The sequence below is a fragment of the Nocardioides sp. T5 genome (genome assembly GCF_048161455.1).
GTDB lineage: Bacteria > Actinomycetota > Actinomycetes > Propionibacteriales > Nocardioidaceae > Nocardioides.
This window is the reverse complement of the sequence record NZ_CP182415.1, coordinates 3,758,088-3,778,946: the sequence shown is the minus strand read 5'-3', so window position 1 is coordinate 3,778,946 and position 20,859 is coordinate 3,758,088. Positions and strand designations below refer to the sequence as shown.

The following is a 20,859-nucleotide window of genomic DNA, read 5'->3' as shown; positions in this document are numbered from 1 at the left end:
GCACCGCTACTGAGCAATCGCGGACGCGTGGTTAAAGAAGTCTATTGGCATCTGCGCCTCGAGTCGCCAGGTGATCGCGATCGGCCGGTCGCCGGTGTGGTTGACGTACGTCGCCGGCCCGAGAAACAAGTAGGGCGACGTTCCAAAGTCATCTTTTTGCTCCTGACGCACAAACAGGAGCACGGTGCTCGTCCCGTTCAGGTATCGCTGGCCAGTCTTTGACGAGACCGATGTCGTCGACTGCGACTCCCAGTGGAACAGGTCCCGCGAAATGGGGTAATCGGCGTACATCGTCGTGGGCGAGTAGTCGGCCTCGGACTTCTTCAGCGTGATGAACGCGTCGATGTTGAGATGCTCGAGGTAGAGCACACCTTCGCGGAAGCTGTTGGGGTTCCGCGGGAAGTCGAGCGCGGCGAGGATCTCTTCGCGCTGGTACCTGGCATGGACCTTCAGCGGGATGTCTGCGAGCGCTGCCGGCAGGTCAGTCGGAACGTGACGCGCTGCCTCGTAGCTTAGATCGACGACCGTCGAGATTTCGGCGCGCGTCGCGGATTCTCTGCGAAACGCGCTCAGGCCCTCTTCGACCGAGGCGAAGCCCCCGCCGTCGGACCAGAGCGAGTAGTAGAGCATCCGCGCCAAGCGCTGTTCAGACGGTGACATCTCTGGGTAGTCCGACGCTCCGTCGTCCAGGAGCGCCTTGTAAGCCAGAGCTCTTGTCGGGTCATCCACGTGCGCGAACGCGCGAACGCGCTTGAGAAGCTTTGCCTCGAGCTCCGAGCCCGGAAGCGTGGGCAGGTCGGCATCCCGACGAAGCTTGGTCCACGAGTGGCTCCCCCGTCGGAGGATGTCGCTGAGCTCCAACCCAGAGGCATCGAGGAACTCTGCGAGTGAGTCGTCCTTGGTGGCCTTGAGGTGGGCGACGATCTGCGCCCAGCGATTGCTGATTTGGGACCGAAGGTTCTCCAAGACAACCTGCTGGCTCTGCTGATCCAGCCGGACCTGACACCCGGATGGAAGGAAGGGGAAGTCTTCCTTCACTGCCTTCTCCAGCTGCTTTCCGTGGAGTCCGGTGAGAGCACTGAACTTGCGGGCGAAACTGAACTCCTTGCGGTGGTAGCCGACGAAGTCGAGGACCGTGAGCACCGCCTTGCTCTTCGTCCGGCGCAGCCCGCGACCCAACTGCTGCATGAAGATGGTCGAGCTCTCTGTCGGCCGCAAGAACAGCACCGTGTCAACATCGGGGATGTCGAGACCTTCGTTGAAGACGTCGACGGTGAACAGCACGTTCACCTCCGCGTCCCGAAGCGCGCGAATCGCAGTAGCCCGCTCGTCGTGAGGCGTCGTCCCGGTAACGGTGCGCGCCGGAATGCCGGCATCGTTGAATACGCGTGTCATGTACTCGGCGTGAGCAACGCTTACGCAGAAGCCCAGCGCGCGCATCTGCCCGGCATTGACGATCTTGTCGTTGACTGCCTTAAGGATGATCCGCGCACGCGCGTCGTTTCCGGTGAAGACGTCATCGAGCTGGGTCTCGTCGTACTTGCCTCGAGACCACGTGATCGATCGAAGATCAGTGCCATCGGCGATCGCGAAGTAGTGGAACGGGCAGAGCAGGTCGGCTCCGAGGGCATCCCACAGTCGCAGCTCGGCCGCTGTACGACCGTCGAAGAAGCTGCGCACATCGACCCCGTCGCCGCGCTCTGGCGTTGCCGTGAGGCCGAGAAGTTCGGCGGGCGTCAGATGGTCGAGGATCCGTCGGTAGGTCCGCGCCTCAGCGTGGTGGAACTCGTCGATAACGACGATCTCGAACGAGTCGGCTGGAATGTTCCCGATGCCGTAAGCGGTGAGCGACTGAATGCTGGCGAAGACGTGATGCCACCGCTCGGGTCGCCGCCCCCCGACGTACAGCTCGCCGAAGTCGCCGTCGCCCAAGACTTCGCGGTATGTCTGCATTGACTGCTTGAGAATCTCTTGGCGGTGGGCGACAAAGAGCAGCCGCGGCTGCTTGCCTGCCTTCTCTGCAAGGGCGCGGTAGTCCAATGCGGCGATGACGGTCTTGCCCGTGCCGGTCGCCGCTACGACAAGGTTCCGGTGCCGGTCATGCAGCACGCGCTCAACCTCAATGGCGTCCAGCATCTCCTGCTGATACGGGTAGGGCCGTACCTCGAGGCCCGCGAGCGTGATGGTGACCCGGTCGGAGAATTTGCCGCCCTTCGCCTCGAGAAGCGCGTCGTCGAGGCGATCGCGATCGCGCTCGGGGTCGTACGACTCGAACTCGGGGCTGTTCCAGTACGCCTCGAAGGTGGCGCGGAACTTGTCGAGAAGGCTCGGAGTCGCGGCCGTGCTGAGACGCACGTTCCATTCGACCCCCTCCAGCATGGCCGAAGTGGTGAGGTTGGACGACCCCACGTACGCGGTGTCGAACCCGGTGTCACGTCCGAAGAGCCAGGCCTTGGCGTGCAAGCGGGTGCGCTTGGCGTCGTACTGCACCTTCACATCGGCCCCGAACTCGTTGACGAGGCGATCAAGCGCGCGTCTCTCGGTGCCACCGATGTAGGTCGTCGTGACGACGCGAATCGGCACGCCGGCTTCGTGCGCCGCCTTGAGTTCGTTCTCGATAAGCCGCAGCCCGTGCCACATCACAAACGCGCACAGCAGGTCGACGGTGTCTGCCGAGTCGATCTCAGCTCGGAGCTCGGAGGCGAGACTTGGCTCGCCGTGTGCGTTGGTGAGCAGCGCGGCGTCGTTCAGTGGGGTCTTGGGCCGCAGGGCCATCCGGGCGACCTCGCCCGGACCCGCAGGCCGGCGCACAGCAAGCAGTTGCTCGACGGGCGCGGTGACGGGCGGGTGCGTGCCTTCAATGACTCGCAAGAGCTCGTTCGCCGCGTCCAGTCGAGCAATCGGATCCTTGATTGCTGCCAGTCGGCGCTGAAGTGCAAACGCGATGTGACGCGTCAGTACGTGCGCTTGATCCGCCTCATCCACCCGGCCTTGCTCGTGCTCGTGCGCCTCGTCGATATCGATCAACGACTGAAGCTGCTCCGTAAGGAGTGTTTCGTGAAGTCCAACGGGCAGCGACGAAGGTTCATGCACGCGACGAAAGCTTGCCAGGCGCCTTCCACCACGTGTGGGGTTTCAGACGGTTCGCGAGAGCCAACCTGCCAGCTTCATTCTTTCGTCGCGGGGGCCAACTGCCGGACGATGTCGTCGACCGTCGGGACGTCCGCTGGAGCCCAGACAACGTCGACGAGCTGGTCAGGTGGAAGCCAGAGCTCAGCTGCGTGCTCGGTAAGCGACGGCTCGCCTGCGATCAGCTCGCAGTAGTAGGTCGTGAGGCGAACGGTTCCGAAGTCGTAGTCGTGCGCTGTCGTGGTGACCTTCTGGCCAACCCTCACCTCGCACAGGAGCTCTTCCCGGATCTCGCGAGTGAGGGCGGTGATCTCGTCTTCACCGGGCTCGACTTTCCCGCCGGGGAACTCCCACATGCCCGGCAGGCTGCCGCCGGGTCCGCGCTGTACGCAATAGACCAGCCCGCTGCGAACGATCACCGCGCCGACAACATCGATGAACTCGCCCACGCGGCCATTCTGACGGCAGCGTCCGCTCGCTGCCTCACCTATGTGCCAAACACCTCGATATGAACAAAACCGCAACGTGCGGGCGCAGAAGTTGCTGGGATGTATGCGGGACGTCAAGGCGACGTCGAGTACTCGATTGGAGCGCGACCTTGCAGTTCTCGTTCAAGCACTTCCCGTCGTCGCGTCGCGTCTTCAGGGGTGTCGCTGTGCCGACTCTCGCTGCCGTCGTGCTGGGCGCGTTGCTGCAGCCGCTGCCTGCGTCAGCAGCACCTTCCGCGGACGGGACCGTAACGCGAGTCGTCGACGGCGACACGATCGTCGCGTCGGTCGGCGGAGTTGAGGAGCGCGTCCGTTTCCTCAACATCGATACTCCGGAGGTGGGGACCTGCATGGCTGATAAGGCCACCGGCTTCACTTCGCGCCAATTGCCGGCAGGCGCGCCCATCGACCTCCGGTACGACCGTGACCTCAGGGACCCGTACGAGCGTCTCCTCGCCCTCGTCAAGCCACAGGGGAGCGAATGGGTCTCAGTGTCGCTCGCTGAGCGTGGCCTCGGATTTCCAGTGAGCATCGCGCCGAACAGCACCTACTACGCGCGTGTGGTCAGCGCCGCCAATCGAGCGAAGCGGACCGGAGCAGGGATGTACAGCCCGAAGCGGTCCTGCACGCCTGTGTCGCGCGCTCGACGGGCCAACGCGATGGTGACGCAAGCGCAAGGTGCCCCCGTCCGCTCCAAGGCCCAGTACGACGCTGCGAACCGTAAGCTCGACCAGGCGCTCGCTCTGCTAGCGCTGGCGTCGGCGAGCCGGTACGGCGTCAGCTCGACGTACTTTGGGAGCTACACGAAGTCCCTCCGCGTGCCTGTCCAGCGACGCATCCGCTCGGTCCGCGCCGCCAAGGCCCGCCAGTGGAACATCGTGAGAAACCAACAGCAGAACCAGCAGAACCAGCAGAACCAGCAGGACCAGCAGAACAACAGCGACGACAACCACACGCCATCGAACTCGAACAACGGCTGGTGGCCCCCGGGCGTCCCCCTCAGCTACACCGGCCCGCGCTGCTACGAACCGGGTGGCGTTATCTGGTACCCCTGCTGATCGTCTGGCCGGCTTACCTGACCTCGACGACGTACACGTGGTGATCGGAGAGGCGCTCACCCGAATGCCTGAAAGACCGCGGACAAGGCCGGGTGGACAGCAGGTTCATGCGTCGTGGCATCCGTGCCCACGTCACAGGCGGGACCGGCGATGAGGTGCACGTGTCCGTGGAGGTGCCCGGCAGCGATGCGGTGCCGAGTCACCGGCCGAGCGTCACGCCGACCGGGCTTCCGACCCTGAAGAAGCTGACCAAGACGGAGACATCCGAGACCGTTCCGCAGCTCGTGGCAGCTCGTGGCAGCCCGGGCGCTACTGGTGGGCAAGGAGGTCATGACCGAGTCGCCAGCCACCGAAGTGGTTTCTGTCGCGGGAAGGTTCGTCAGCTCGGCCGACGTCCTTCGCGCGACGCTGCGTCGAGATCGTCTGAAGCAGGCGCCGTGGCAGCTGGACGCCTGGCGCGTCCTGACCGCCGTCGACCCGGACGTCGAGGTCAACATCGGCGGGCGCACACAGGAGCTGCGACCTCTTTATTCACCGAGCAGGAACGCCGATCGGCAGCAGCCATAAGGTGGCCGGCGACGACGTGGCGCGCCGGCTAGGGGTGTGAGCGGCCCCTATCGCGGGCGGTGCAGCCTCTTCAGCCTGCCGCCGTCGAGCGGCGTACCGCGCCACGTGGCTCGCGCGGTCCCGGTCGAGAGCGAGCACTCGACGTCCAGGCGATGAGGTGTCTCGAGGAAGATCGCCTCGACTCGGAGGGTGTCGTCGTCGATCCAGCCGGCCGATGCCGCAACGGGTACGTCATCCCCCGAGGCGTCGCTCGGCTCGGTGACGAGCCACTCGCCGGCGCCCGCTGCGAAGGTCAGGGCGTTGTCCGGCTCGTGGAGCGTGATGCCGACGCTGCCGTGCGTCGTCTCCACGGCGACGGACGACAGCGTGGACGCAGTCTCGCCTACGGAGGAGTCCACCACCGAGAACGTGGTGCCGCTCCAGTGCTCCCGCCACGCTGGCGACGGCGTACCCGGGCAGGGAGGCAGGCGGAGCGCGCGGAGCCGCTGGACCAGGTGAGCGTGTGCGTCTTCGACGATCTCGGCCCCGCCACCGAGGCTGGGAAGCAGGTGCTCCCAGACCTGGTCCAGGACCGTCTGCATCGCCTCGGTGCCGCCGGTGATGGCGACCACGGCGTCCTGCTCCGGCAGCACCAGGCAGAACTGGCCGAAGGCGCCGTCGCCGCGGTAACCGTGTCGGGCCATCCAGAAGCCGTACCCGTAGCCCTGGCTCCAGTCGACCTTGTCTGGTTCCGCTGTGGCCACCGCCCGGGACGTCGCCTGGGCGACGTACGACTCGGGGATCAGCTGCTGACCGTCCCAGCGGCCGCCCTGGAGATAGAGCTGGCCGAGCTTCGCCACGTCCTCGGTGCGCGCGAAGAGGCCGCTGAAGCCCTGTTCGCGTCCCGGCGGCATGGAGAACCAGGCGACGGGGTCGATCCCGAGCGGCTCGAGGAGCCGCGGGCCGAGGTACTCGCTCAGCCGCTGCCCCGCGCGGCGCTGGATCACGGCTGCGACGGTGTAGGTGCAGGGCTGGCTGTAGGCGAAGGCACTGCCCGGGGTTGCCTCGGGTGGCATCAGCAGGAACCCGCGAACCGGATCCTCCCGGTCCCGCGCCACGGCCTCCGGCCACATCTCCCGGTCGTGGCCGCTGGCCATCGAGATGAGGTGCCGCAGGGTGAGCGACCGGCTGCGCGGATCGACCACCTCGTCGGCGTACTCCGGGAAGTGCTGCAGCACCGTGTCGTCGAGGTCGACCAGGCCCTCGTCCACCGCGAACGCCAGAGCAGTCGAGGTGAAGCTCTTGCTGAGCGAGTAGAGCAGCCGCGTCCGCTCTGCCGTGTGCGGGGCCCACCAGCCCTCGGCGACGACGTACCCGTGCCGGAGCACCATGAGCCCGTGGAGCTCGACGCTCGGATCAGCGTCCACCGCGTCGACGAACGCCAGGACTCCGGCCGGGTCGACACCCTGGCTCATGGGCGTGGCTCGTGGGAGGTGGTGCACGTCGCAAGCGTACGGCGGGCACAGCGCACCTGCCCGGCGTGTGGGCCGGGCAGGTAGGGCCTTTCGGCCCCGCGGTGGTGCCGGCGCGCGCTGGTTGGGTGGTCATGGAGACGGCAGGACCGTCGCCAGCGGGCTTGGTGGGCCGACAGCAAGTCCGCCCCGACCGTGCTCATGCGGGTCGACCGGTCCTGCCGTCTTGGTGCTGCCCGGGTACGCCGTCCACTGCGCGTCGGCGCGGACGGCCGCGCGCCGTCGGTGGCTGGGCGCCTGAATGGCCTGTGGAGGAAGCGCGCCACCTGTCGGTGGAACGTCGTAGCGTCCTGCGGACCACGAAGGGGGAGCGATGGGCGCCAACAGCAGGAAGCGCAAGGCAGCGCGGCAGCGCACGCAGGAGCGGGACGAGTCCGGTGAGGGCCCGATGCGGGCCGGCGAGAGCTGGGACGCTGCGAGGGCCTACGCGGTCGTCGAGGCACACGTGCACCACGCGTTGCGACTGCTCACCCGCAAGAAGCTCAGCGACGACGAGGTCGCACGAGTCGCGGAGCACCTCGTCACCAGGGCCGCGCCCCACCCGAGGCACGTGGTCGAGATCGTGCTGCACGACCTGGCGCAGGTGGTGGTCGGCCACGTGGTGGACGGCGGGTGGTCGCCGTCGGACCTCGGCGAGCTGGTCGCGCGCAACCTCGGCCCGGCGCACCTCACGTTTCTGGCGACGGCCCTGCGCGAGCACGAGCGCAGCAGCGCACGTGCTCAGGCATGGCGGGACGCGGTCGACGCCCTCGACGAGCCGTCACTCGCGCTGGGGCCCGGCGAGCCCGTCGCTGCGTTGCTCGGGCTGGTCGCCCTGCTGAACGTCGCGCCACGGCTGACCGATGCGATCGCCGACACTGCCGCGCAGGCGGGACCTGAGCACCCGAAGCTCGCGCGGGTGCGGGCCTTGCTCGCCAAGGCCGAGTCCACCGAGTTCGACGAGGAGGCCGAGACGTTGTCGGCCAAGGCGCAGGAGCTCATCTCCCGCTACGCGCTGGACCGGCTGCTCGAGGAAGGGCCGGCACGCGGGCACAGCGACCTGCAGGTGCGGCGCCTCTGGCTCGACAGGCCCTACGTGCGGGCCAAGACGCTGCTGGTCTCGGCCGTGGCCTCGGCCAACCGGTGCCGTGCGGCGGGTGCGGACCAGCTCGGGTTCAGCGTGGTGATCGGGTCTGCGGCCGACCTCGACGCGGTCGAGCTGCTGGTGACCTCCCTGCTGGTGCAGGCGGATGCTGCGATGTTGCGCCACGGTCGCCGCACCAGCGCGAGCGGGACGACCCGGACGAAGTCCTTCCGCCAGGCCTTCCTCACCGCCTACGCCCTCCGCATCGCGGACCGACTGGAGCGGGCCAACGCCGAGGCTGCCCGCGCTGCCGGTGCCGACCTGCTCCCCGTGCTCCGGTCGCAGGAGGCGAAGGTCGCCGAGGAGTTCCTCCGGCTGGTGCCGCACAGCGTCGGCAGGAGCACGACCGTGAGCAACAGCGAGGGCTGGACGGCCGGTCTCGCGGCGGCCGACCTGGCGCAGCTCGGGGTCAACGGACGCCTCGACCACGCCGGGTGACTTTGTGACACCGCGACGCGACGTCAGGACCAGTGGCGCCGCATGACGGTGGTCGCAGCGAACGGGTCCTCGCCCGAGACCGCGGCCACGATGCCGGCTCCCTCCGGCTTCGCAGCGGCGAGCAGGCGGCCCTCGCCGACCCACGTACGCCAGGCGTCCAGGTAGTGGCCGGCGTTCGTGGCGTTGCGGCCGAGAACGGTCGGGACGGGGTGCCACGCCTCGCCGGCCGCGCGTGCGGCCTGCAGGGCCTTGCGCGCGCCCCGGCGCGTACGGATCGGACGGTCTGGCAGCTGCGCGTCGGTGTAGCGCGAGACGAGGTAGCGCGGAACGCCGACCGGGCCGATCGCCTCGTCAAGAGCGCCCGCGAACACCCCGGCGTCGCTTTCGGTGCCGACGAGGCGGAAGCGGTACTCCCCGCCCGGGTGGACGTCGACCGCAAGCGCCGACGCGCCGACGCTCGTCAGGCCGGCCGCGGCGAGGCCGTCCGCGACCGCCGCGGCGGCCGCCTCCAGGGGCGGGACGGCCGACGTCAGCGCGAGCTGGTCTCGCACCCACGAGGTGAGGTCGTCCGCGTGCGAGCGACCGGTCACCGCGCTCTGGCCGAGGGTCGCGAGCCCGCCCACGGCGCCGGCCACGAGCGCCCACTCGCCTACAGCGAGGGAGGCTGCGCCGACACCGGCAGATGCGGCGGCCAGCGCCCACGACGTACGCCAGCTGGTGGCCGGCACCGGGGCGTCGGTCGTCATGCCGTCCGAGGTCAGCCGCCACGTCGGCGGGGCAGGCGTGAGCGTGACGACCTCGTCGAGCGGCGTGACGTCCGAGGCGGGGCGGCGTACTCGCAGCGACGCGAGCGTGACGTCCTGGTAGGGCTCGCCCACCTTCCAGGCGTCGCGGATGGCGTCGCGTTCGGCGGCAGTGACGAGCATCCGGGCGTTGAGGGCGTCGAACGAGTCGACCGGCGGGGGCGCGTACGGGGAGAAGGAGGCGTCGATGTGGGCGACCCCGTCGACGATGTCACCGTCGGCGTCCACGCCGTGGAAGCCCTGGTGCTTGCGCACCAGCCGCGACCAGTCGTTGTCGCCCTTGGGGTGCGCCTCCGACACGCACACGACGGTCCAGTTGGTGGCGACCTTGTCCGGCCAGGTCGGGTCGGTACGCAGCGCCCGGCCCCGCGTCTGGACGACGGCCGTCAGCGTGGTCGCGGTGGTCAGGTCGATGAGGGTGGAGACGCCGCGGGCGTTCCACCCCTCGCCGAGGAGGCCGCGGGTGCCGACGAGGACCTGGGTGCCGCCTGACTCGAAGAACGCGGTGACGTGGCTGACCCAGGTGCGCGAGGTCCACCCGGACGTGCACGTCGCGACAGCGCCCGCGCCCGCCTCGACGCGGAGCCGCGACGCCAGGTCGGGGTCGCGGCCGGCGACGAAGGCGACGAGGTCGTGCAGCGTCGACTCGGACGCGGCGACGACGGACCCGGCGACCAGCATCGGGTGGAGGAGGGCGGTGCTCGGGTCCGCCAGGAGGGTCTCGAGCGCCGCGATCGCGGAACCGGCCTCGGCGTCGAGGACGCCGTCCAGGGTGACCGGTACGGTCGCGGCCGCGCGCTCGTGGTCGCACAGCACCAGCACCCGGGTGCGCTCGCCGATCGCGGCGTGCTCGGCAGCGATGATCTGGGCGGCGGCGCTGGGCTTGGCGTGCGACCGGGCGAGCACCCGGTCCACGGTGGAGCGCCCGCGACGTACGCCGCGACGCGTCCACTGGTAGCCCACCGACGGCAGCGCGGCCTTCACCACCGCGAGCACCTCGGCGTCGGCCGGGTCGTCGGACTCGGCGACGTGGTGGAGCAGCCAGTCGCCGAGGAGCCGGACCCAGTCCTCGGCCACGGGGCGTGCCGGTGCTCCTCACGCAGGCGCGCGCCGACGGGCAGGTCGAGCAGGCCTGCGTGGTGCATGCGCAGCGCGGCGTCGCACAGGTCGGGCTCGCGCTCGGCGAGCGCCGCCCAGGTGGTCGTGGCGGGGACGGGCTCGACGAATCGCGTGGTGAGCCACGCGTAGAACCCGACCGACCCGAAGCCCGGGGTGGTGAGCAGGGTGGTGAGCTCGGTGAAGCGCAGCGCCTCGCTGGTGAGCCAGTCCTCCTCGGGCGGGGTGGGGGTGGTCAGCCAGACGAGCTCGTCGAACGGCGCGAGGTGACCCTCCTTCACCACCGCCGGCACGGAGACGCGGTAGCGGATGCTCCCGAAGAGCTGGTCGACGAGGGCGCGTTGCGCGCCGGCGAGGCTCTCGGGCGGTGTCGCGGTGAGCGCAAGGACGTGGGCGCGGCCGACGGCGTCGAGCAGCTCGGCGAGCAGCCGCCCCCACACCTCGAGCAGGTGGTGGCACTCGTCGAGGACGAGCACCAGGCGTGGCTGCGCGCGGATCCGGTCGAAGAGGGCGACGCCGTTGGGGTGGAGCCGGTCGACGACCGTCGTCGTGGAGTCGTCGTCGTCCGCTGCTTCTGAGTCGAAGACCGCCAGGGACTGGTAGGTCAGGCAGGTCAACGGGCTCGCGAGCGATCTGTCGTCGCTCGCGTCGAGCCCCATCGTCCGCGCCTCGGCGATCCACTGGGACTGGATGGCGGTGTTGGGGGCGAGCACGACGGCGCGGGTGTCGGGGTGTGCCCGGAGCTCACCCGCGACGGCCTCCAGGCCCACGCGAGTCTTGCCCGCGCCGGGCGGCAGGACGACCCAGGCCCGCGGGTGGTCGGCGTCGTCCCACGCGCGGGCGAGTGCCTCGAGTGCTTCACGTTGGTGGATGCGCAGCGGCGGTACGGCGGGCGTGTCCGGGTCGGGCACGGGCTACGCCTCCTGTGCGTCGACGACGTACGCGTCGTGGTCCGAGAGGCGCTTGCCGTCGCACTCCGCCACGATGCGCCGCGCGGTCGCGGCCAGCCCCGCAGGTACGGCGACGTGGTCGATGCTGAGCAGCCCGTCGATCGCGTGCGGAAGCTCGGCGGTGGGCACGACTAGCCCCAGCTCGTCGAGAGCGCTCGCGATCGCGTCACGACAGACCTTCGAGCCGGCGTACTCCTTGCCCGTCAGCGCGTGGTTCCAGTCGCCGCCCCACACCAGGGACGGGGAGGCGCGCAGCCGCAGGAGCAGGTCGTCGACTGCGTTCTGCGTCCGGTCAGCGTGACGCTCGCCGACCCACACCGGACCCGATCGGGCAGTTCGCCACGGCAGCACCGAGCTGACGTACGTCGTCGCGCCGATCTGCGCTGCGGCGCTGGCGGGGTGCGGGTCGGGACTCGAAGACATCGGAAGCCGGCTGGCGACCGCAGCCCAGCGACGGCGAGCTGCCATCGGTGCGTCCGACAGGTGCATGGCGTAGCCGGGCAGGCTCGTCCGCTCGTTGACCTCCGTCAACAGCCAGACGTCGCAGCCAGCCTCGAGCATGAGGTTTCGGTGATCGTCCGACCACCGGCCGGCGAGGTTCCACGTCCCGATACGCACGGCCGCATCCTGCCGGACGGATCCGTCGTTCCGCCCACCCGCAGCGCCGACAGGCAGACCTCACACCCCACCACCTCCACCGCGCCGCGCCCCGGGTCCGGCCGCGTGGGCTTCGCCGCCTGCGGTCTACTGCTCGTTCTGGCGGAGCTGGTCGGCCATGACGTCGAGCTGGTCGGGAGCGAGCCCGAGCGCGGTCCGGACGCGCCGGCGTCCGCGGAGCAACATCGCGTCGCCGGGCTCACCGTCCGGGTAGCCATGGGTGAACGGGATGTTGTACCAACGCAGCGCCTGCCGCAGCTGATCGTGGATCTCGTACGCCTCGGCCACGAGGTGGCAGGTGGTCGGGCTGACCTCGTCGTCGCGCGCCAAGCCGCGCAACGTCTTGTCGAACTCCGTGACCGACCCCGCGTCGCCCTCGTCGAGGGCCAGCGACAACAGGTTCGCGATCGGGTCGGAGCCCGACTCGCCGCCGTCGCGCATCGCGAGCCGGAAGCAGCGCCGCGCTTCGTCGTACTCCTTCCTCATCTGCCAGTGCTCGCCCGCCGCGATCAACAGCGACGCGCGTCCGTGCTCGCCGGGCTCGAGGTCGTTCGCCTCACGCTCGAACCACGCGGGCTTCTCCTCGAGCGGGACCCGCTCCTCGATCGCGGTCAGCAGGTCGAACAGCTCGTCCTCGGTCATGGGCACAGCCTCGCAGCACCTGCTGCGGAGCCGTCAGGCCACCATGCGGGGCTCGTGGCCGCAGGCGTCGGTCATGAAGTCCACCCAGCCGTGCTCGGTGACCAGGATGAGCTCGCCCGTGTAGACGTCCTGGAAGTGGTTGGCATAGCGCCAGCCTCGGCACCAGACGCCCTCGTTGGGCCCGAAGACCGCGAAGCCGGGTCGCACGACGATGGTCACGGCCTTGTGGTCGGGCCCCTTCCCGTTCTTGCTCCAGGAGAGTCCGAACGCCTCCGTTGCTGCGCGCAGGTGCTCGGAGATGTCGTCGTCATCGTCGAGCAGGGCCGGAACGGGCAGCGGGTCGACGCGGACCAACGTCTGGTGCGTCGACGGGTGGTGGATGAGGGCCAGCCACGCAGTGTCCTCGACGAGGGTCACGGCCTCGGCCACCTCGCGAATCAGCGCCGCCGGATCGCGGAGCTCGTACGGCTTCAGTTCGTCCATGTCGTCACGATGCCCCGCTCACGCGCTGTCGCGCTGGCGTCATCCACAGGCGGCACGTCCGGTCTGGTGTCGGCGGTGCTGCGCGGTGAGGGTGGAAGTCGATCCCGAGGACACTGGAGGACACATGGGTTTCAGCACCGACTTCGTCGGTCACATCGACATCGAACCGTCTTTGAACGACTCAGAGATCGCCTATCTATCCGCATTCAGCGCGTCGCGGCGCTTCGACCGAGGAGACCCGTACGAGGTGCCCGGCAACCCGCGCGCTGAGTCCAGCGACGGTGTGGGTGACCGGTACAACCGTCCGGGCCCGGGGCAGCCGAACCTCTGGTGTGACTGGGAGGTCTGCTGGGACGGGTGCTGCATCTCGTGGAGCGGCAAGGAGAAGTCGTACTCGATGGAGCCGTGGCTGCGGTACGTCATCGATCACTTCTTGAAGACGGGAGCCCACGCGGCCTCGGACCCGCGATTCGACGACTTCACCTTCGACCACGTCCTGTCGGGGACGGTCGTCGGCTGCCGTCGTGACAACAAGGAGCTGTTCGCCATCCGGGTGGAGGACAACGAGGTCAGCCGGGAGGTCATGGTGCGGGCCGATCCGAGGTACGTCGACTACCCGCCGCTGCCCTACGAGGTCGAGATCGACCGTCAGGACGGCGACAGGCGCCGTCGCCGCCGTCGATCCCTGCCGGGGGAGTCCTCGACGGTGGCCCCGCTTGCCCGCCGGCAAGTATGATCAAAGTATGAGCGCCCGCATCACCGTCAGCCTGCCGGACGACCTCGTCGCGTCCGCAGCCGCCGCGGTGGCTGCCGGGCGCGCGACCTCGGTGTCGGCGTACGTCGCGACTGCGATGCGGGAGAAGGCCGAACGCGAGTCCGTGGCCGAGGTGCTGGCTGAGTGGCGCGCCGAGGCCGGGCCCCTCACGACCGCGGACGAGACCTGGGTGCAGGACGCGCTCGCCAGCGCGCAGCTCGAGCCGTGACCCGCGGCTTCTGCCTGGACGCTGGCGCCCTCATCGCCCTCGATCGCGGACAGTCGCGGGTGGTCCACCTGCTCGACCGGGTGATCGCCGCCGGTGGGGCCTTGGAGATCCCCACTCCGGTCATCGCCCAGGTGTGGCGCGACGGGTCGCGGCAGGCGCGGCTCTCGCGCCTGCTCGGCGCGAGCGACGTCGTCCTGGTCGGCCTCGATGCTGAGATGGCGCGCGCCGTCGGAGTGCTGTGCGGAGCGGCCGGCGTCGCCGACGTGGTGGACGGGCACGTCGCCCTGCACGCGCGACGTAGCGACCTGGCCGTCCTGACGTCGGACCCCGACGACATCGCGCGGCTGGACCCCACCCTGACCATCGTCACGGTCTAGGTGCCGGTGGCGCAGGTCGCCGGCTCGCGCAGGCGCTGGACGAGGCCGAACAGCAGGATGGCGCTGGCGATGATCGGCCCGGCGACGTCCGCGCCGTAGTTGCGCAGCACGATGCTCGCCGCCACCACGGTGAAGGCGGAGACGGTCGCGCACGGCGTGCAGCCGAGGTCCGGCCGGAGTCCCACGGCCGGGACGTAGCTCGCGAGCACGGCGGCGCCGAGGGCTGCGGCAGCGATGGCCAGCGCGTACCACCCGGCCGGCAGTGCGGCGCCGGTCGAGCCGCCGACGACCACGAACCAGGCCGCGACGACCGGGAACAGGAGGGCGGCGGCCACCCGCCGGCGCGTGGGCCAGGCATCGAGCAAGGAGCGGATCACGTCGTGTCCCTTCGTCTCCCGACGCAGCGCGGTGTCGCGCTCGCGCCGGGTTGTGGTGCTGTCTGTAATATACCCCCGGGGGTATCCAACGACAGTACAGGAGTGTGCCCATGCGTGAAGTCAGCACCCACGAGTTCGCCTCGGCCCGCGCCGACGGCGCCTTCACCATCGACGTCCGCGAGCCCGGCGAGTACGTCTCCGGCCACGTGCCCGGCGTACGCCTCATGCCGATGGGCGAGGTCCCGTCACGACAGGCCGAGCTGCCGCGCAACCGGCCGGTCTACGTCGTCTGCCAGAGCGGCAACCGCAGCCGGACGATCGCCGACCTGCTCGTCCGCCAGGGTTTCGACGCGCGGTCGGTCGCCGGCGGTACGTCGGGCTGGGAGTCGCTCGGCTACCCGGTCGTACGCGGGCCCGTCGCCGACGTCGCCTGAGTCGGCGGGCTGACGCCGTCCCACCGGCGCCGGGCCGAGCTCGGATCAGTCGCGCTCCCAGGGCGCCTCGTCGCCCATCTTCGCGTAGTACTTCGCGAGGTGGCTCTTGACCCGGTCAACGTCCTTCGAGGGCAGGTCCACGCCGCCGCGCCCTCCGGCCATGACGTTGCCCGCGGCCATCACGCCGCGCGGCACCGCGCGCAGCTTGCCGTCGATGACGTCGGCGACCAGCAGCTTGTAGGCGGTGAAGTTGTCCTTCTTGTCCGCGTCGTACCAGACGTGGGCGTCGCGGTACTTCTCGTTCGGTCCGTCCTCGGCGCCGGCCCACTCGCGCACGCGCTTCTCGGCGGCGTCGCCGTCCCAGTCGTGGTCGCGGTCGGCAAGGGGCAGGTCCTGGAAGCTCGTCACAGCCATGCCTCCACCGTCCGCCGCGATGACCGTGGCAGCCACACCCGGAGGGGCGGTCAGGCCTTCCGGGTCAGCTCCAGGCGCCAGAGCTCGGGACCCGAGTCGCGGTAGGACACGTCGAAGGCGCCGGGGGCGCGCTGCTCGAGCTGGGCCAGGAGTGGCAACGGGTCGTGGTCGGCGGCCAGCAGGAGACCGGCGCCGGGGCGCAGGCCCTCCAGCGCACCGAAGATGGTCGCGTGACGGATGGCGTGCGGGATGGTGCGCACGTCGAGCTCGGGCAGGCCCGCCTCGTCGTGGCCTCCGCACCCGCACTGGTGCCCGCCGTGCCCGGCCTCTGCGTTCGAGGCGTCCTCGGCGTGGTCGTCGTGACCGCCGAGGAGCTCGTGCATGCCGGTCAGCATCTCCGCCACCGAGTAGTCCGGTGAGGCGACGAGGGTCGGGATGAGCTGGTCGTTCTCCTTGGCGAGGTGGCTGCCGAAGAGCGTCTCGAGGGACCGGGCGACCGCGGCGGCTTCGACCGGGTCAGCCGCAGCCTCGAGGTCGCCCACCAGCCGGTGGATGAGGACGTGCTCGGCGAGCATGGCCTCGACCAGCAGCCGCGCCTCGGCGATCTGCGCGGCGGCCGGGTAGAGGGTCTTCTCCTCCGCGGTCGCGTGCGGGACGAGCTCGTCGCGCAGCCAGGACAGCAGGCCCTGCCGCGCGGACTGGGCCTGGTCGGTGCGTGCCGATTGCACGACACCGGCTGTGAGAACGGCGAGCCGGCCCGCCATCTCGGCGTGGTGCTGCTCGACCTTCTCGGCGGCCTCGGCGTCGGCGTGGCTGCTGGCGATGGTGACGGTGGACATGGGTGCCTCCTCGGTGGGCATGGGGTTCACGAATAACCTACAATGAATCCCGTGGAAATAAATGAGCAGGGCGTCACCGCCGCCCAGGCACGCGTGCTGGCCACCCTTCGCGACGCGGGCCGTGCGCTGACGCTGGGGGAGCTGCAGGAGCGCACCGGCCTGCACCCGAACACCCTGCGCGGCCACCTCGACGCGATTGTGGCGGGAGGCAACGCGAGCCGTATCGCCAGCCGGAGCGGCGGTCGTGGTCGCCCCGCGTGGAGCTACCTCGCCCGCGTGCCGGAGTACGCCGCCCTCGCGATGGCGCTCGCCTCCGGCCTGGACCGGGGGCGAGCGACGGACTCGGACCTCGACTCCGACACCAGCGATGGCGAGGGCCAGGCACGCACCCTCGACCCCGCGGCCGTCCGCGGCGGCCGGGCCTGGGGTGAGCAGCTCCGGTCCCAGCTCGGAGCGGTCGAGGACGGCCGCGAGCGCGTGCTGCTGGCCCTCGCCCACACGGGCTTCGCCCCGGAGGCCGATGGCGACCGGGTCACCCTGAACGCCTGCCCCATCCTCGAGGCGGCGCGGTCGCACCCCGCCGTCGTGTGCGCGGTCCACCTCGGCCTCGTCGAGGGCGTGCTCGGCGCTGAGGGAGCAGGGCTCCGCCCGCGCCCCGAGACCCTCGGTTGCGTGGTGAGCCTCCCGTGATCGGGCGGCGGGCACCCGCGCCGCGCGCGCTGCTGGCGGTCCCGGCAGCCGTCGCGATGGTGGTCGGCGTCGACGCCGGACTCACCCTGCTGGGCGTGTGGGCGCCGGTGCCCTCGGGCCGCCTGGGCGAGGCCCACGGGCTGCTCATGGTGCTCGGGTTCGTTGGCACGCTCGTCGCGCTCGAGCGTGCCGTGGCGCTCGGTGCCTCCTGGGGCTACGCAGCCCCCGCGCTCCTGGGAACCGGCGCCCTGGCGCTGCTCGTGCCGGGCGTGGGCCGGCTGGGCCACCTCCTCCTGGTGGCCGGCACGGCCGGGTTGTGCGCGCTCTACGTCCCGCTGTGGCGGCGTCAGCGCGACGACGCGGTCCTGGTCTCAGCACTCGGCGCGGTCCTCGCGCTCGGTGGCGCGGTGCTCGTCCTCGGCGGCGCCGACCTGGCCCTCGCGTTGCCCTGGCTGGCCGGTTTCGTCGTGCTGACCATCGCCGGCGAGCGGCTCGAGCTGGCTCGGCTGGCGATGCCGGCGGGGGCGGGGACGTCGCTGGTGCTGCTGGGCCTCGCGGTCACGGTGAGCGTCCCGGCCGCGACGATGTGGCCACGTGTCGGAGCAGGTGTGCTCGGGCTGGTGGTCCTGCTGCTGGCGGCCTGGCTCGCGGCGTACGACGTGGCGCGGCGGACCGTACGCTCCACCGGGCTCCCGCGCTTCGCGGCCGCCTGCATGCTGGCCGGCCAGGGGTGGCTGGCCGTCGCGGGCGGCATCTGGCTGGTCGCCGGGCAGCCCGCGGACGGGGCGGCGTACGACGCGCTGGTGCACGCGGTCTTCCTCGGGTTCACGATCTCGATGATCATGGCGCACGCTCCCTCGATCCTGCCGGCGGTGACGCGGGTGCCGCTGCCGTACCGGCCCGCCCTGTGGGCTCCGTGGCTGCTGCTCCAGGTCTCCCTCGTCCTCCGCCTCTGGGGAGGCGACGCGCTCGGCAGCGACCTGGCGCGCGAGGTCGGCGGGGCCGGCAACGCGGTGGCACTGCTGCTGTTCTTCGGCGTCGCGGCCGCCAGCACGGTGATCGGTCCGCCCGGGCCGCGCGTTGAGGTGTCCACCGAGCGCCCGCCCGAGGTCGCGCGATGACGACACTGCAGACGTCCTCCGGGACCCGCGCCGGCGAGCCGAGGACCGGCACCCGCGGGTTCTGGCCGATCCGGGACCTGCCGGTCGTGGGCTGGCTGATGGCGGCCGTGGTCGTGGCCCTCGTGCACCGGTGGGTTCCCGAGCCGCGCTGGCTCCTGCTGCACCTGCTCCTGCTCGGCGCCGCCGGCCACGCGATCCTCGTGTGGAGCCGCTACTTCGCCGACACCCTCCTGCGCGGCCCGGCGACGCCGCGGCGGGAGCAGTCGATCCGCCTGGCGACCTTCGACCTCGGCGCCGTCGCGGTCACGATCGGCGTCGCCTTCGACGGGTGGCTCCTCGTCCTGACCGGCGCGGTGGCCGTGGCGCTGGCGGTCACCTGGCACGTGGCGTCCCTGGCGCGGGGCCTGCGCGGCAGGTTCCGCTCACGCTTCGCACCGACGGTCCACTACTACCTCGCCGCGGGTGCCCTGCTCCCCGTCGGCGCGACGCTGGGCGTGTGGCTCGCCCGCGGGCTGACCGATCCACTCGACGCCCGGGTGCGCATCGCCCACGCCGGCATCAACGTGCTCGGCTGGGTGGGCCTCACCGTGCTGGGAACCCTCGTCACGCTGTGGCCGACCATGCTGCGCACCCGGCTGGCCGACGGGGCGGAGAAGGCGTCCCGCGCCGCGCTGCCCGTGCTGGTCGCGGGGATCGGCCTCGTGGCGGCCGCCGCGTGGGCGGACCAGCCCCGCGTCGTCGCGGTCGGCCTGGTGACCTACCTCGGCGGCGTCCTCGTCCTGGCCCGCCCGATGGTGGACGCGGCGCGGGTGAAGCCGCCCGGCAGCTTCCCCACGTGGTCCGTCGGCGCGGGCGTGCTGTGGCTGGTCGCGATGCTGGCGTGGGTGTCGGCGCGGGTCGCGGTCGGGGGGCAGTGGGACGACGTGTCCCGGGCGCTGCACGACGCCGCGCCCTACCTCGCCGCCGGGTTCGTCGCCCAGGTGCTGCTCGGCGCCCTCTCCTACCTCGTGCCGGTGGTGCTCGGCGGCGGCCCGGCGTCCGTACGCGCCGCCAACCGCGCGCTCGACTCGGCGGGGGCGCTGCGGGTGGCCCTCGCCAACGTCGGCCTGGTGTGGTGCCTGCTGCCGGTGCCGAGCGTCGTACGGGTGGTGGCATCGGTGCTGGTGCTCGGCGCGCTCGCGAGCTTCGTCCCGCTGCTGCTGCGAGCCGTACGCCTGCGCCACCGGGGTGAGGCGCCCCCGGCGGCCGCCGTGCGTCCTCGTGGCCAGAACACCGGGCTGGCCGCTGTCGGGGTGGCGCTCGCCGTGCTGGCCGTGGCCGTCGGCGGCGCCGTCGACCCGGCCGCGCTGGGCCGGGCGGGCTCCGCGGACGCCGGTGTCGCACCCACCGGTCGGACCGTCGAGGTCGAGGTCGTGGCCGGCGAGATGCGGTTCACCCCCGACCGCGTCGAGGTTGCCGCCGGTGACCGGCTGGTCGTCACGTTGCGCAACGAGAGCGCGGGCGACGTCCACGACCTGGTCCTGGAGACCGGTGCCGACACCGGTCGCATCGCGCCGGGGGAGGAGGCCGAGCTGGACGTCGGCGTCGTCGGTCGCAACCTCGACGGCTGGTGCTCGGTCGTCGGGCACCGCCAGATGGGGATGACGTTCGCGGTGGAGGTCGCCGGCGGGGACCCGGACGCTTCCGGCGAAGGCGCGGTGGGCGACCCGGCGGAGCCGGCCGGGCACGAGGACCACGGCCACGACGCGTCGGGGGCGCCGATCGGCTCCGCGGGCGAGCCGGGCCCGGACTTCTCGGCGTACGACCCGGTCCTGCCGCCCCTGGCACCGGGACGGGTCCACCGGCGCACCTTCCGGATCACCGAGCAGCAGGCGGAGGTGGCTCCCGGGGTGACCCAGGAGGTGTGGACCTTCAACGGCACCGCGCCCGGCCCGGTGCTCCGCGGGCGCGTCGGCGACCGGTTCGTCATCACGCTCGTCAACGACGGGACGATGGGCCACTCGATCGACTTCCACGCGGGGGTGCGCGCGCCCGACGAGGTGATGCGCACGATCCCACCCGGGGAGTCGCTGACCTACCGCTTCACCGCGACCCGGGCCGGGGTGTGGATGTACCACTGCTCCACGATGCCGATGACCGCGCACATCGCCAACGGTCTCTTCGGCGCCGTCGTCATCGAGCCGCCCGGCCTGCCCCGTGTCGACCGCGAGTACGTGCTCGTCCAGTCCGAGCAGTACCACGGGGCCGAGGGTGCGGTCGCCGACCTCGACAAGGTGGCGGGCGAGGACGCGGACGCCGTGGTGTTCAACGGCTACCCCGACCAGTACGCGCACCAGCCGCTGCGTGCCCGGACCGGCGAGCGGGTCCGGCTCTGGGTGCTCGACGCGGGTCCGAGTCGCGCCTCCTCCTTCCACGTCGTCGGCGGACAGTTCGACACCGTGTTCAACGAGGGCGCGTGGCAGCTCGGCGGCCGGTCGGGACCGGCGCGCGACGGGGGAGCGCAGGTGCTGCCCCTGCTGCCGGCCCAGGGCGGGTTCGTCGAGCTGGTGCTGGACGAGCCGGGCGACTACCCGTTCGTCAGTCACGTCATGGTCGACGCCGAGCGCGGGGCTCGCGGGGTGCTGCGGGTCCGGGGGGATGGCTGAGCGGCAGGATCCTG

20 protein-coding genes and 2 pseudogenes are annotated in these 20,859 nt (G+C 71.0%); 10 read left to right on the top strand and 12 right to left on the bottom strand.

Annotated elements, in window-relative coordinates; translation table 11 throughout:
* Positions 1-6: 6 nt before the first annotated feature.
* Together ACNKF0_RS18500 and ACNKF0_RS18495 are read right to left on the bottom strand one after the other, a co-directional pair.
* A complete protein-coding gene (locus tag ACNKF0_RS18500; RefSeq protein ID WP_416954301.1) occupies positions 7-3,027 on the bottom strand; it encodes a DUF3427 domain-containing protein in 3,021 nt (1,006 codons plus the stop codon).
* A gap of 140 nt (positions 3,028-3,167) precedes the next feature.
* Positions 3,168-3,578: a (deoxy)nucleoside triphosphate pyrophosphohydrolase gene (locus ACNKF0_RS18495; RefSeq protein WP_416954300.1), complete on the bottom strand. Its 411-nt coding sequence runs from the start codon at positions 3,576-3,578 to the stop codon at positions 3,168-3,170.
* 149 nt (positions 3,579-3,727) lie between these two features.
* Here ACNKF0_RS18495 and ACNKF0_RS18490 point away from each other — a divergent pair, with 149 nt between their 5' ends.
* Together ACNKF0_RS18490 and ACNKF0_RS18485 are read left to right on the top strand one after the other, a co-directional pair.
* Positions 3,728-4,675 (top strand): thermonuclease family protein, encoded by a 948-nt coding sequence (locus tag ACNKF0_RS18490; RefSeq protein ID WP_416954299.1) that lies wholly within the window; start codon positions 3,728-3,730, stop codon positions 4,673-4,675.
* A gap of 315 nt (positions 4,676-4,990) precedes the next feature.
* Positions 4,991-5,242, top strand: coding sequence for a hypothetical protein (locus ACNKF0_RS18485; RefSeq protein WP_416954298.1), 252 nt, complete (start codon positions 4,991-4,993; stop codon positions 5,240-5,242).
* A 47-nt stretch (positions 5,243-5,289) separates the two neighbouring features.
* Here ACNKF0_RS18485 and ACNKF0_RS18480 read toward each other — a convergent pair whose 3' ends face one another.
* Positions 5,290-6,696 (bottom strand): serine hydrolase domain-containing protein, encoded by a 1,407-nt coding sequence (locus ACNKF0_RS18480; RefSeq protein WP_416954297.1) that lies wholly within the window; start codon positions 6,694-6,696, stop codon positions 5,290-5,292.
* Positions 6,697-7,066: 370 nt separating this feature from the next.
* Between ACNKF0_RS18480 and ACNKF0_RS18475 the strand changes: the two genes are divergently transcribed.
* A complete protein-coding gene (locus tag ACNKF0_RS18475) occupies positions 7,067-8,314 on the top strand; it encodes a DUF2786 domain-containing protein (protein ID WP_416954296.1) in 1,248 nt (415 codons plus the stop codon).
* A gap of 23 nt (positions 8,315-8,337) precedes the next feature.
* Here ACNKF0_RS18475 and ACNKF0_RS18470 read toward each other — a convergent pair whose 3' ends face one another.
* From ACNKF0_RS18470 to ACNKF0_RS18450, 5 genes are all read right to left on the bottom strand, one after another.
* Complete coding sequence (locus tag ACNKF0_RS18470) at positions 8,338-10,194, bottom strand: hypothetical protein (protein WP_416954295.1); 1,857 nt, start codon at positions 10,192-10,194, stop codon at positions 8,338-8,340.
* A complete protein-coding gene (locus tag ACNKF0_RS18465) occupies positions 10,098-11,144 on the bottom strand; it encodes a DEAD/DEAH box helicase (RefSeq protein WP_416954294.1) in 1,047 nt (348 codons plus the stop codon). Before ACNKF0_RS18465 ends, ACNKF0_RS18470 begins: the two co-directional genes overlap by 97 nt.
* A 3-nt stretch (positions 11,145-11,147) precedes the next feature.
* Complete coding sequence (locus tag ACNKF0_RS18460; protein ID WP_416954293.1) at positions 11,148-11,801, bottom strand: endonuclease/exonuclease/phosphatase family protein; 654 nt, start codon at positions 11,799-11,801, stop codon at positions 11,148-11,150.
* Between the two features lie 126 nt (positions 11,802-11,927).
* Complete coding sequence (locus ACNKF0_RS18455; RefSeq protein WP_416954292.1) at positions 11,928-12,482, bottom strand: hypothetical protein; 555 nt, start codon at positions 12,480-12,482, stop codon at positions 11,928-11,930.
* A gap of 33 nt (positions 12,483-12,515) precedes the next feature.
* Entirely contained in the window at positions 12,516-12,965 is a 450-nt protein-coding gene (locus tag ACNKF0_RS18450; protein WP_299926072.1) for a hypothetical protein, read from the bottom strand.
* A 124-nt stretch (positions 12,966-13,089) separates the two neighbouring features.
* Here ACNKF0_RS18450 and ACNKF0_RS18445 point away from each other — a divergent pair, with 124 nt between their 5' ends.
* The 3 genes from ACNKF0_RS18445 to ACNKF0_RS18435 are packed head-to-tail and all read left to right on the top strand — an operon-like array spanning position 13,090 to position 14,325.
* Positions 13,090-13,701: a hypothetical protein gene (locus ACNKF0_RS18445; RefSeq protein WP_299926069.1), complete on the top strand. Its 612-nt coding sequence runs from the start codon at positions 13,090-13,092 to the stop codon at positions 13,699-13,701.
* Between the two features lie 7 nt (positions 13,702-13,708).
* Complete coding sequence (locus tag ACNKF0_RS18440) at positions 13,709-13,948, top strand: hypothetical protein (RefSeq protein ID WP_299926066.1); 240 nt, start codon at positions 13,709-13,711, stop codon at positions 13,946-13,948.
* Positions 13,945-14,325: a hypothetical protein gene (locus ACNKF0_RS18435; RefSeq protein ID WP_299926061.1), complete on the top strand. Its 381-nt coding sequence runs from the start codon at positions 13,945-13,947 to the stop codon at positions 14,323-14,325. The genes ACNKF0_RS18440 and ACNKF0_RS18435 overlap by 4 nt, the downstream gene beginning before the upstream one ends.
* Here ACNKF0_RS18435 and ACNKF0_RS18430 read toward each other — a convergent pair.
* Positions 14,322-14,702, bottom strand: a complete 381-nt coding sequence (locus ACNKF0_RS18430) for a hypothetical protein (protein WP_416954291.1) — start codon at positions 14,700-14,702, stop codon at positions 14,322-14,324. The two genes, ACNKF0_RS18435 and ACNKF0_RS18430, sit on opposite strands and share 4 nt — an antisense overlap.
* A gap of 110 nt (positions 14,703-14,812) precedes the next feature.
* On the opposite strand from ACNKF0_RS18430, the gene ACNKF0_RS18425 reads away from it, so the two are divergent.
* Positions 14,813-15,136 (top strand): rhodanese-like domain-containing protein, encoded by a 324-nt coding sequence (locus tag ACNKF0_RS18425; RefSeq protein WP_416954290.1) that lies wholly within the window; start codon positions 14,813-14,815, stop codon positions 15,134-15,136.
* A gap of 45 nt (positions 15,137-15,181) precedes the next feature.
* Here the strand turns inward: ACNKF0_RS18425 and ACNKF0_RS18420 are convergent, their stop codons facing one another.
* The 3 genes and pseudogenes from ACNKF0_RS18420 to ACNKF0_RS18410 form a co-directional block, all read right to left on the bottom strand.
* The gene (locus tag ACNKF0_RS18420; RefSeq protein ID WP_416954289.1) at positions 15,182-15,550 is read right to left on the bottom strand and encodes a hypothetical protein; all 369 of its coding nucleotides are present in this window, start codon (positions 15,548-15,550) and stop codon (positions 15,182-15,184) included.
* A gap of 50 nt (positions 15,551-15,600) precedes the next feature.
* Positions 15,601-15,861: pseudogene (locus ACNKF0_RS18415) on the bottom strand (DUF2249 domain-containing protein); the annotation flags it as partial.
* A gap of 174 nt (positions 15,862-16,035) precedes the next feature.
* A pseudogene (locus ACNKF0_RS18410) lies at positions 16,036-16,314 on the bottom strand (hemerythrin domain-containing protein); the annotation flags it as partial.
* A 117-nt stretch (positions 16,315-16,431) separates the two neighbouring features.
* On the opposite strand from ACNKF0_RS18410, the gene ACNKF0_RS18405 reads away from it, so the two are divergent.
* Genes ACNKF0_RS18405 through ACNKF0_RS18395 form a run of 3 tightly spaced genes read left to right on the top strand, consistent with a single transcriptional unit; the run spans position 16,432 to position 20,845 of the window.
* Complete coding sequence (locus ACNKF0_RS18405) at positions 16,432-17,079, top strand: helix-turn-helix transcriptional regulator (protein WP_416954288.1); 648 nt, start codon at positions 16,432-16,434, stop codon at positions 17,077-17,079.
* A complete protein-coding gene (locus ACNKF0_RS18400) occupies positions 17,076-18,200 on the top strand; it encodes a hypothetical protein (protein ID WP_416954287.1) in 1,125 nt (374 codons plus the stop codon). The genes ACNKF0_RS18405 and ACNKF0_RS18400 overlap by 4 nt, the downstream gene beginning before the upstream one ends.
* Positions 18,197-20,845 (top strand): multicopper oxidase domain-containing protein, encoded by a 2,649-nt coding sequence (locus ACNKF0_RS18395; protein ID WP_416954286.1) that lies wholly within the window; start codon positions 18,197-18,199, stop codon positions 20,843-20,845. The genes ACNKF0_RS18400 and ACNKF0_RS18395 overlap by 4 nt, the downstream gene beginning before the upstream one ends.
* Positions 20,846-20,859: the final 14 nt, after the last annotated feature.